Below are 10,872 nucleotides of genomic sequence, written 5' to 3'. Positions count from 1 at the left end.
ATAAGCATGTGCTTAAGGCTATCCTTAAGCCTCCTTGGTCAGTCCAAGGTGTCCGGTCGAAATGGGGGCCAGTTCACTATGGAGCTGATCCAATAGCTCCAGTGTTCGGCCGATGGGAATTCCCTCGGCCGAACAGTTTCGATTTAGATCAGGACCAATCTGACAGGCGCGCAACGGCGATAGTCACAGTCAACTTCATGCAGACTGTGAGGCGGAATTAGCCATATCTGCGTAGGCCATAAGATGTTCTACGGCTTTGCGTCGCTCAGAGTTACTCGGCATTCGGAGCGAGTAGCTCTTCGCAAGTTCAGTCAGGTCTTGAGCTGCTTTTTGACGGTCAGCCGCACTGCTTTCAGTCATAGTGTCATACTCCAGCATCGATTCATCGGCCTTTGAATCACGAACGACAAGTTTTTCTACCTTGTGGTCTTCGCTCAATGTCACTTCTAAGTCCAACATGGTTTGACCGGCCAGGTGGCATTTGCGGATGACAGGGAATCCAAGCTTCGGATTGTGGCTGATCTCAAGTTTGAAATCAGCCTCATCGAGAGCCGACTTGAGCTGCTCGACGTTGTGTGCGGTGTAATGACAGTTAAGGATAGTGCCTTGCGAGTGGCCGGCGATGGCCTGCCGACGACCTTCGGAGACCCCCGCTTTGTCAAGCATGCTCGAAAGGGTTTTGCGGGAGGCATAGAAATCCTCATCGAAATCGGCCAGGCCAAGGTGATCAAGAATTCTGCGCAGATGCTTGCCGAAAGCGCTGACCACATCACCGCTTTCACTGCGCGCCAGAGCCTCGGGAAAAAGCATCATTTGATCTTCTGGAAGGTTCCGGAACCATTCTGCGAAACCAAGTTGCAACAACAGTTGGGGCACTGGCAGAATGCGCCGCGCACTTTCAGTCTTACCAGAATCTTCCGGACCCCAATTGAGTGCAAGGCAGAGTTCACCGTCTCGGACCCTCACGTCAAATTTCTTGAGGTGCAAAATCTCTTTGATGCGAGACCCGAGAGTGAGGACCAAAAGTGGAACCCAGTATGTCGCATCCCGCGTCACGACTTGCCCATTTTGCCAACGGCGGTGGATGGAAGCGCTGCCCGTGAACAACGGGCTGGTCAGGAACGCGGCGAGCCGCTCTTTGCTCCATGGAAGCCTTGTCTTCGGCTTGGTAACCCGGATAGACAATTCGTCTTCAGATTTCTGCTTTTTTATTATATTTTCCAACTTCTTATAGGATACGGCAACGGGTGCGTCCCCACCAAGCGCCCTTGTCGCTTTGAAGAGACGGTTGAGGCTATCTCTGTATTTCTCGAGCGTCTTCAATGTAAGTCGTGGCGTCAAGAGTTCAGCGAGCCGGGCTCGCTTCTCAGCTGAAGAAATGTCCTGCAAATCCCGTATCTGTTCTGTGACAATGTGGTCGTGAGCATCTGCGGCCGATATTTCTTCCGTTTTTGAAATATCAGTTCCTTGGGGCCCCTCGCCGTTTGCTTCTTTTCTGTTCGTCCAGGCATTCCGGCCGTGGGACCGCCCATTCGATCTTGGGAACCGAGAGAGCCACTCGAAGAACTCTTCTTGCCGAGCCAAGTTGATCGTCTGCGGGGGCACATTTCCGAAGAATTCGGTGTAGACACCTTTTAGAGTCTTGTTGATCCGTTTCATCCCATTGGATGGGTGCAACTCGTCAACCATCGCAAAGGCGGCATCTGCAGTTACTGGGTTGGTGACAAAGCTGTCGAAATCCGCTGCTCTATACTCTTCGAGCAATGGGCGAGCAGCATGTCGGACGTCGTCGCCGTCCAAGACGTCTATTTCGATTTCGTTGATACGCTTCTTCAAAGAAAGAGCTTGGCGTCCGAAGTCTGCGTCGATTTCGTCCGGAACATCGAGACCAACCTGCTTTGCTGCGGCGTAGAGCGAGTCTTGGACGCTCGTCCAATTTGCTTGACGTGCCGCTCGACGCAAGGACTTGTTTTCTGCCTCAAGTGCTTCAATCCGCGCGTCTAATTGATCTTCTGTTTGACCCTGGGTGGCAACAGGCAAATCCTGAATGCGCTTGAGTTGAGTGCGCAACTTCTCAGACAGGATGACTTTGATGTCTTCGGCACTCAGCGTGCCAGTAGTTAGGGCGTCCACGATATATTCTTCCTCTTGCTCGTAGACCGTGAGCAGCGCGGCTGCGCGCATCACGGCGTCGAACGGGAGGTCGGTTCCAAGTGAAAGACATAGAAAAAGGTTTGAGTGCCGGTTTGATCCGATGAGTGGGAGCCGTTTGCGAAAGTAGAAAATGCGGCCCCGGCGCATCAGGTATGGCCCGGCGGAGTAGGGGCGCTTTCGCTTGGGCTGGTATCGCGGCCGGGGCGCGCCCTGTGTCACAGCGTGTGTTACAGTTCTCTCGGACTGTGACACATGGCGCGACAAACGGGCCTTGGGAGGCCTGTCTTCTTTGGCTTTGTGGGAATAGTTGGCTGGGATGGTAGGAAACCCAGCTAACTTTGAGGGCTAACTTTAAATCATTAAAAATCAGTCATTTATGATTTAGGCAATATTCCTGAACAGTGATGTGTGTAACCTTTTGTGTAAACACCTGTGTAAACAAGCAGGTGCGGGAAAGTGTGTATTTCAAAGCGTAGAACGATGGTGTTTACATTGCCAGTCTCTTTCGGGAAGCACATCGAACAATGAATTTGCTGATGGACGTTTTGGGTTAGGCTGGCGCTAATCTTATTGTGGTGTGTCCTCTATTTTACTCGTTTGTCGTCTTTGAGGCCCGCCCCTATGGGGCCGGGCGATTTTTGCGCCGCTTGCCGCATCGCGGTTGATGGCGCGTTCGCGGGTTAGATATTGGGGGCGTTGCCCCGGTTTTTTCTTCAGCGGATTTTGGTGTTGGGGTTGGTTGAGGTGTTGTTTCTTCATGTATGTGAAAGAGGCGTTTAAGGCCGGGCCGGGTTTTTAAAGCTAATTTCGATGCCTCCTTCATGGCGGTGCATTTTCAGGCGTCGTAGTGGAAGTGTTCTCAGTAACGTGCTGAAGAAGCTGCGCAATTTCAGAGCTGCGCAACGATCTCTTCTCGACAAGCTCACTGGCGAGTGCTTCCAAGACCTGTTGATGCTGCCGCAGGATTTCTCCGGCGCGTTTTTCCGCCTTCATAATGCGCTGGCGGACACGGTCACGGATCGCTGGTGTCGCGAGGTGAAGTGCATCGGGGTTTGCGTGCCAGACCGGCCCTTCATGGCCGAGGCCGTATGCTGCCTCGATGTCCACGGCATGGCGGGTCGCAAGGGCCAGATCCGATGTTGCGGGCCCGCCCGCGCCGGCTGATACTTCGCCGAGCATGAGCCGTTCAGCTGCCCGTCCGCCCAAGGAATAGACGATTTCATCCTCGATATCGCAGAGGCGGCTTTCGCTTGATTGCGCGCGGCGATGGATTTGGCCGCCGTCACCTGTGATCATGATGCGGTCAATGGGCCCCAAGTCCAGAGCTTTGCCGATGACAGCATGCCCTGCTTCATGAACCGCAATTCGCCATGTGCGGTTGGGGTTCTCTTTGGCGGAGCCAATTTTCAATTGTTCTTCCAGCATTGCGACATGCAACAGCTTCCTTTCGTGCCGCGCGTTGGAGCGGGCAGCACGAATTGCAGCGTCAATGTCAGCCGCGCTGTGGCCCACGGCACGATGGGCGAGCTTCTGAAGCTCGTGGTCGGCAATGTCTTTGCTTAAGTCGTGGGAGAGGATCGCATACAGTGCTTCAGCATCCGGCAAGGGGACCTCGATCTTAACATCCATACGCCCTGAACGCAGCACAGCGGGATCCATGCGGTCGACATGGTTGCAGGTGCCAACGACAACAACACCTTCTCGCTGCGCGATCTGATCCATCTCTGCGAGAAAAGCCGTGATCACTTGAATGCGATAGTGGGAGGCATGGCGATCGTCATCTGTCCGCGACCCGACCGCGTCGATCTCGTCAATCACGAGGATGCACGGCGCATTGCGGCGCGCTTTGGCGAAAGTCGCGCGCATTTCGCGCAGCATATCCCCAAGATGGCCCGCTGCTTGCCATTCGCCGAAGCTGCCGGTCACTACGGTAAGCCCCGCACTATTGCCCATCGCGCGGGCCAACCATGTTTTGCCGGTGCCGGGCGCACCATACAGCAGCAAAGAATGGCTCAGCTCATGCCAAGCGGCTTTCCCGGCCTGCCAATCGAGCAGATCGGCCACGATGCGCCGCGCTGCAGTCAGTGCAATGTTGTCACCCGTCATGTCTTCAAGGCGGGGACCGTTCCCTTTGGCATCACGATGCGTCATCCTGCGCAGGCGTTCCACGGCTTGATGCAGCGCGGGGGCACGCGTGGCCGCGCAGACATCAACGGTGCCGAGAGCCTTCATGGCTGTTTCAGTCGGTAGTGCTGCTCGGACATTGCCAGCGCCAGCAAGCTGGTCAGAGAGATGCCCGCACTCAAGAAACTTCAAGAGCACATCATGCGTGACGTTTGAGAAAGCCAGAGTTGTTGGAGCAATGGCTTTCAGATGAAAGGGCAGTGTTATGCCGTCTGGTTGGAGAATAAGAACCGGCTCAATCTTATCGACGCAATCGACAAGAAGACGATCGAAGCGCGACTGTGCATTCTTCGCAAACGCAACCTCTGCCACGTCCGGCTCAATGATAAGCCATCGGGTTGGGAAGGCACTTTTCAGAGTGTCTTTGATCAGTTGCAGGTCCTCGATAGCAATGTCACGGATGATGGTAATGGCACCACATTGCGCGCTTTCCTGCTCTTGATCTTGCGAACCAAAGGCCGCTGCCAACCTGATGCCAGTCAAAAGCTGTCGAGCGGGCAGATACCGTGATGGAATATCTGCGCGCTCGGTGAATTGCGTTGCTGGAACAGGGCCTTCGAGTTTTTGAAAAAGAATATCCAGCTCGGATGGCTCTTCGTCTTCGTCGTTCAGAAAGCGCGCTGGAGCAAGGCCGTGGTGGCGGCGAAGGCGTTCAATCAGAGTGTCGGCGAATGCTGCCCAAGTGGGCGTTTTTTTGGTGAGATGGGGCATGATAAAGCCCTCCATATAAAATATGCATATGTGATCTCCGGCCGGATGACCGGAGAAACGAAAAAGATTTTCGGCATAGACTATGAGCCGCTCACGCTCGTCGGTTCAGCGAGCGCATCAAGCTCGGCGAGGATCACAGGGGTCATAGCAATATCGTAAATTTCGGATTTCACCTTGATCTGATCTGCAAAAACGGCGTGAGGGACTACGGCGTCAGGAAAGCTCTCCCGCAGCTTTTTGTGCAGGCGCTTTTCAAGACGAATGGCAAGTTGGCCAGAGTTCACGGACACCTTTCGCAAGAATTCGCAGGGCATGTCTGTGTCCCGCAGCAGCTGATGATATAGGCGACTTTCAGGATTGTTCGAATAGCCCAGCTTCACCAGCTCACGGCTGTTTGGTAGCGTGAACTGGATGGCGTAGAGATAGCTAGGTGCTGCAGGCCATTGCTCTCCGCACGCGCCACATGAGATACGCCCTGTCTGCAAGTTCGCGCGGGCGATCCGTTGTTCGTGCCCGCAGTCCGAATGGCGGTAGTGCCTGTAGTTCGGGTCGCTCTCTGGATCAGGCCCGATGAGTTCCCAGCCACGTGCAGCAGCTTCGCGCATTTCAGTTTCTTTATGGCAAATATCGCAACGAAGGTCGGTTTTACCCGCTGCCACACGTTCGGCAAATTCAAACTGACGGCGGATTTTATGACCGCACGCGGCCTCATAGAATGCGTAGTGGCGGTTATCAGGACACCGTTTAAGGAAGATCAGACCTGCGGCCTGTGCAGTCAAAACCCATTGTTTTTGCGTGCAAACAGAACACAGCGGTTGCGCGGAGATCAGCGTGAAAAGCCTGACCTTGATCAGTTCACCGCAATGTTGGCAGCGCAGCGCGAGATGAAAACGGTCAATGATGCGGGCGACAATATCGTAACCTTTGTCCCGTGCCGCCTCAATCCAGTGAGGCATGAGCTTGCCGGGGTAGATTGGGACGGGAGAGCCGGAGATCGCGAGGGTATTGGCGAAGTTGGACATGAGGAATCCTCCGAGAAACCGCAGCTACAGCGCACGTCAATGACGCGGCACAGGCAGGCGGCCTTTCTATAAAAATGTGATGAAGTGGCTCTCCCCAAATTTGAGGGGAGGGGAATTGGCCAGCTCGCTTTAGAGGGCCGTGCCCAAGTCGCTTTCCGGCGGCTCATCAGTATGTGGGCCATCGACAGGACCGCCGTCAAACAACGCCAAACTGATCATCGCATCGATAAGATGGCGTCCGTGGATCAAAAGTCCGTTGCGATGCATTGCCGTTGAAGAGATCCCAAGCACTTGAAACTTTGTGAAAAACGCTACCTGCATCTGTAGGTGTAAAGCCCGCGCGCCGCCAGGTTCTTCATGCCCGATCATTGCATCTGCAAGCAGTGCCATGCGGCGCAGCGGCTGATCCTCGCGGACCAAGACAGGCAAGCTATGCACGTTGACCAGAGCTTCCGCGAGTTCTTCATGCGCTTTTTCTGTATCCTCGGCCCAAATCGCGTAAGCCGGATCGCGGCTGTATGCGATGTCTTCGAGGTCACGCTCCGCGACGATGAACGCACGCATCGTTTTGAGAACATCACCGAATGCCAGAGACATTGGGGTTACGCGAGGGGGTTCATGCCCGTCACCGGGCGTGATAGTAAATTGTTTAGTCATCAGATTTCTCCTGTGGAATGACGATGATCAGGACCTTGGCGAGAGTTGCCGCTCTTGCCTTGGTCCGCTTAGTATGTAATTTTGTAATCAGATAGTCAAGCAGTTTTAAGGATGATTCGACATGTCTGAGCAGAAAAAGAAGATTGGCCGCCCGAAAACCGACACCAAACCGGTGATGATCCGGATGGAGCCTGAAATGATCGACGATATTGATGCGTATCGCCGAACCCTTGATGATATACCGACCCGGCCAGAAGCCATGCGGCGCATTTTGGCGGACTTTCTGGACGATTGGAAAGAGGGCGGGGGCTAAGAAGTCATCTCCGCTCAACCTTGTCAGATTTTGAAAAGCCCCGCGCTAATGCAAACGGCGACCGCATGTATTTTTGATTTCACGCCCAAGCGAGCACAAGCACGCCGCGTGTAAAATGCGACAGTCGCTTCTGACAAATTTAAAAGTTGAGCGGTCTCCCAAGTGGTTTTGCCTTGGGCGGCCCACTTAAGCACATCAAGTTCCCGTGGGGCAAGATACAGCGCGGCGCGCTCTGATGTATCACCTGCCGTCCGCGCACCGCCGGTTTGCAGAGGGGATACTTTGCCATCCTTGGCTCCGGACATACGGTGAAGGATAAGCGCCGCTGCGCCCACTGACCGTGAACCACTGATGGTCTGATCAAGCTGCATCGCCGAGCTTTGATTGATCCCAATTGGCGCTATCTGATGAGTAGTTCTGAAATCATGAAACATGTCTGCCCCTCCGTGGATTTGAGAGGCAACCCGGCGTAAAAAGCAGGGCGTTCGAAACTTTGCGCACGCACAAAGCGCCGCCACCTTTCGGGCAGAGCCTTGAAAATACGTGACAACCGCCCGGCCAGATGTAATCTTGGCGGGCTCGCGTGGTTTGGAGTTTCGACGCCCCGACGCCCCGAAGCACGGATTTGGCTGTGGACTGCCCGCAGTTCGCACGACCGCGACTCTGACGCAAATACGATACCTCTGTTTGGTGGTATTCTAATGTGAGTGAAGTGATGAAATAGTTTCGTTATTCTTTTCGAGCTGATTGGAGGGTCCGAAATGAAATTCTATTCTGCATTTTTCTGTATGGTATCTTCGCAGTCGACGGTGCTGTAACGCGGATGCCGATGATTTTCGTTCATTAATAGGTGCGCATCGCCTCACTAAATCAAGGCAGGGGGGACGCAAAACTGACCTGCCGGTAAGACGCATGCATAGTAGATGTCCCATCCTCTGATCGTCGAGAACGGCCCGGAGCCGTCACTCGACACGGTTTCGATTTTCTGCGGTTGCAGTCCGCTTTCCGGACATTCGGCACGGGAACAATATCTGGGTCAGTTCGAACTCAAGCGCTTATGCGTTGACTACGTTTGACTGGTCAGCACCCCAGCAGCCGTCAAGAGTGATTCTACAGAGACGGACGTGAACGAGCATACATCCGATTTAGACTGTGATCATGCCGGCTGCGAGAGCTGTGGCGGCGTGTCCCCAAACGAAGGGGTAGGACAATATTCACAGTTCCCTACTAAAAAATTTTACTTCACACTCTACTTCATACACTGTAAAGGCACCGAAAAACCGATGGGGAGAGACATGTCACAGCCAGCCGATGACCCACTTTTTGGCGAGGTCCCTGCAAGCGTGCCGTTGGCAGATGCTCCTTTGGTTCGCGTCCTCGCCCAGGTCAGGTTCTCCAAGATCTCCAAAATCAGTAATGAAAGCTACATCGCTGATTTCCAAGAGGCCTTGCGTTCCCAATATCCTCATGTCCGGGCTGACACGGTTCAATCTGTAGAGTTGCGTGTCTCTGGTAAAGAAATTCAACATCAGGCGGTCGAATCAACGGTGTGGAGATTTCTTGATCCTGAAAAGGTTATACAGATATCTCTGGCCACGGACTTCATAGCGCTGGAAACCGCCAAGTATATTTCAAGAGAAGATTTCCTTGAAAGAATGCACGTCATCTTGGCGGCCTTAACCACCAGCATCTCGCCGCCACTGGTTGAGCGCGTCGGTTTTCGGTATGTGGACCGACTTGTCGGGGAGGATTTTCTCGGCGAGCTCTCAACCCTCATCAGATCCGAACTTCTCAATGTGCTTCAGCCAAATTTGGCTCAGCACATAGAGATTTCGATGAGTGAAATTGTCGGCAAGACCGCTGAAGGCAAACTGATAGCACGCTATGGCTTAGCCCCGAAAGGCTTTAGTCATGATCCTGAGGTGGCGCCTCCTGTGGATGAAGCAAGCTGGGTGTTAGACGTTGACTCCTTCAGCGCCGACTGTGCTTCAACTCTACTGGAGCCCGATTCGCTTTGCACAGAGCTCGACAAAGTTGCAGCAAGGGCTTACGCTTTTTTTCGGTGGAGTATTACCGAAGAATTTATGAATCGCTTTAGGGGGGAATAGTTATGGGAATACAAGGTTCTACTATCACTGCTATGGCGTTATGTCTGCCGGTTGGTGCGATAGGTCATCCAAATTTTTCGGAAGTGATCCCCCATGAAAATCAACCGGGAATAGCTGCTCCGTTTCTTGAAAAAACGAGAGTTTCGATTTCGACAGAAGATGCAATTCAGCTGCTCAAATGGCAGAAGCTCCGCTCAGGCACATCGTCTGAAGGCATTCGCATTTCTGTGGCAGCCGACGAAGGTGCCATTGAGGCCATTGTAGAGTCTCCAAGTGAATTGACTGTCGAGCTCAAGCGCCTCAGTGGCCTTACATGGGCGCAAGTTTCTGAAGTTTTCAATGTCAAACCAAGGGCTATACATTATTGGAAAGCTGGGGAACCTGTTTCCGGTGAAAATCATGAGAAACTGGGCGCAGTTGTTGCCATGCTTCGTTTCATCGACCGAGGGACGATGGAAGAGAACAAGCGGCTGCTTCTGAGTGAGGCAGTTGACGGTAAAACGTTCTTCGAGCTCATGAAGGATGGTGCATTCCAAGCGATTAGAGATCGCGCAGGGGAAGGCATTGGCCGTGTTTCCTTTGGAGCCGTCATCACCGAGGAAGCGCGAGCAAAAAACGCACCGCTTGAATACTCTCCGTCTGAAGATCTCAGCGACGAATCTGAGGTCGAGCTTATGGCGCGTCCCAAGACCCGACGAAAGAGCATTCGCCGAGCCAAAGTATAAAGGAATATCCTGTTGCTCGATGAGGCATCTGAGGAGTTGAGCGTTGCAGATCGCCTTGCTGAATGGCAGCAAGGCGATTTCACGACTGACTGTAATGAATTTCTTTTTTGCTCTCCACCTTTTGATGCAGAGGACGAGGGGGCCGTTTTTTCGGCGGATGTCGAGGAGGAGCACCAAGGGCTCTGCGTAATTTCGCAAACCTGCGATATTGTCCGCGATCCTGAAAAGACCACCGTTTCCTATGTGACCGTTTGCCCTCTCGTTGAGCTCAAAGCTGCACATCTTTCCGCTGTTGGGAAAGGCGAAGTTCCAAGATTTGGAATGCTTGCCGGTGCGCCTGAGAATCTTGTAGTCGACTTCACACGTGCCATGAGTGTTAAGAAAGATCTCCTTGTGGAGTGGTCCAGGCAACGAGGTTGCCCCCGGGAGCTCGACTTGCAAAATTTTGCAAGATCTCTTGAGCGTTTCTATGGGCGCTTCGGCTTTCCGGATAAATTCAACGCATGCATGGACACCTTCAGGATTGCCGTGAACAAAAAGTATGGCAAGGGGTCCGATTTCGGTAAATCCCTGCGTTCGATATCGGAGTTCCGTGTTTTTCCGCATGCTGCTTGGGAAAATACAGAAGGGGTGTCGATCACAATATTGGCGATCCTCAAGGAGCCGGAGAACCGGGAAGTTAGAGATGTTGAAGTGATCAGGAAGGAGTTGAACGATCAGGCAAGCAAGATTTCTTGGTCAGAGCCGTTTTCTCCGTCTGATCCGGTGCTAAGAATTGCAACATTGCACGAGCTCTCAGCAGCAGAATACATCAACACCTATCCGCTCGAACTAAATGCTCTCTCGTTTGCCAAACGATATCGGGAAGAAGGCTGACGCACAAAAAATTTCGCCGGTCGATCATTCTCCTCGGTTAGCAACAAAATGGGATGATTGGGTGCAGTGACGTTGTAAGTGTCCGCTTTCTTCGGAAATGAGCCGCACCTTCGCATGTGCAG

Annotated in this window: 9 protein-coding genes; 4 read left to right on the top strand and 5 right to left on the bottom strand. The window is 53.2% G+C overall.

The annotated features are described in order from the left end of the window. Positions 1-195 precede the first annotated feature (195 nt). The 4 genes from DC363_RS16315 to DC363_RS16300 all read right to left on the bottom strand — a co-directional run bounded on the left by DC363_RS16315 (position 196) and on the right by DC363_RS16300 (position 6,728). On the bottom strand, positions 196-2,184 hold the full coding sequence (locus DC363_RS16315) for a site-specific integrase (RefSeq protein WP_241963051.1): 1,989 nt from the start codon (positions 2,182-2,184) through the stop codon (positions 196-198). Positions 2,185-2,973: 789 nt separating this feature from the next. Further along, the gene (locus DC363_RS16310; protein ID WP_158270896.1) at positions 2,974-5,049 is read right to left on the bottom strand and encodes an AAA family ATPase; all 2,076 of its coding nucleotides are present in this window, start codon (positions 5,047-5,049) and stop codon (positions 2,974-2,976) included. An 80-nt stretch (positions 5,050-5,129) separates the two neighbouring features. Continuing rightward, on the bottom strand, positions 5,130-6,071 hold the full coding sequence (locus DC363_RS16305; protein WP_241963050.1) for a GIY-YIG nuclease family protein: 942 nt from the start codon (positions 6,069-6,071) through the stop codon (positions 5,130-5,132). Between the two features lie 129 nt (positions 6,072-6,200). Continuing rightward, complete coding sequence (locus tag DC363_RS16300) at positions 6,201-6,728, bottom strand: hypothetical protein (RefSeq protein WP_146180814.1); 528 nt, start codon at positions 6,726-6,728, stop codon at positions 6,201-6,203. A gap of 121 nt (positions 6,729-6,849) precedes the next feature. Between DC363_RS16300 and DC363_RS16295 the strand changes: the two genes are divergently transcribed. Beyond that, complete coding sequence (locus DC363_RS16295; protein WP_108642222.1) at positions 6,850-7,041, top strand: hypothetical protein; 192 nt, start codon at positions 6,850-6,852, stop codon at positions 7,039-7,041. Positions 7,042-7,064: 23 nt separating this feature from the next. On the opposite strand, the gene DC363_RS16290 is transcribed toward DC363_RS16295, so the two are convergent. After that, positions 7,065-7,475, bottom strand: a complete 411-nt coding sequence (locus DC363_RS16290) for a response regulator transcription factor (protein ID WP_196778452.1) — start codon at positions 7,473-7,475, stop codon at positions 7,065-7,067. Between the two features lie 690 nt (positions 7,476-8,165). On the opposite strand from DC363_RS16290, the gene DC363_RS16285 reads away from it, so the two are divergent. Genes DC363_RS16285 through DC363_RS16750 form a run of 3 tightly spaced genes read left to right on the top strand, consistent with a single transcriptional unit; the run spans position 8,166 to position 10,750 of the window. Beyond that, entirely contained in the window at positions 8,166-9,149 is a 984-nt protein-coding gene (locus DC363_RS16285) for a TIGR04255 family protein (protein WP_146180813.1), read from the top strand. A gap of 2 nt (positions 9,150-9,151) precedes the next feature. Continuing rightward, positions 9,152-9,874, top strand: a complete 723-nt coding sequence (locus DC363_RS16755; protein ID WP_146180812.1) for a hypothetical protein — start codon at positions 9,152-9,154, stop codon at positions 9,872-9,874. A 12-nt stretch (positions 9,875-9,886) separates the two neighbouring features. Further along, entirely contained in the window at positions 9,887-10,750 is an 864-nt protein-coding gene (locus DC363_RS16750) for a hypothetical protein (protein ID WP_146180811.1), read from the top strand. The last annotated feature ends 122 nt before the right edge of the window (positions 10,751-10,872 follow it).

This window comes from Thalassorhabdomicrobium marinisediminis (assembly GCF_003072065.1).
Classification (GTDB): domain Bacteria; phylum Pseudomonadota; class Alphaproteobacteria; order Rhodobacterales; family Rhodobacteraceae; genus Octadecabacter; species Octadecabacter marinisediminis.
The sequence above is the reverse complement of the archived record's forward strand: the minus strand, read 5'-3'. Positions and strand labels throughout refer to the sequence as shown.

Excerpts from the sequence above, each read along its gene's own strand:
- DC363_RS16315 (WP_241963051.1), bottom strand. The coding sequence starts at position 2,184 with ATGCGCGCAGCCGCGCTGCTCACGGTCTACGAGCAAGAGGAAGAATAT.
- DC363_RS16310 (WP_158270896.1), bottom strand. The coding sequence starts at position 5,049 with ATGCCCCATCTCACCAAAAAAACGCCCACTTGGGCAGCATTCGCCGAC.
- DC363_RS16305 (WP_241963050.1), bottom strand. The coding sequence starts at position 6,071 with ATGTCCAACTTCGCCAATACCCTCGCGATCTCCGGCTCTCCCGTCCCA.
- DC363_RS16300 (WP_146180814.1), bottom strand. The coding sequence starts at position 6,728 with ATGACTAAACAATTTACTATCACGCCCGGTGACGGGCATGAACCCCCT.
- DC363_RS16295 (WP_108642222.1), top strand. The coding sequence starts at position 6,850 with ATGTCTGAGCAGAAAAAGAAGATTGGCCGCCCGAAAACCGACACCAAA.
- DC363_RS16290 (WP_196778452.1), bottom strand. The coding sequence starts at position 7,475 with ATGTTTCATGATTTCAGAACTACTCATCAGATAGCGCCAATTGGGATC.
- DC363_RS16755 (WP_146180812.1), top strand. The coding sequence starts at position 9,152 with ATGGGAATACAAGGTTCTACTATCACTGCTATGGCGTTATGTCTGCCG.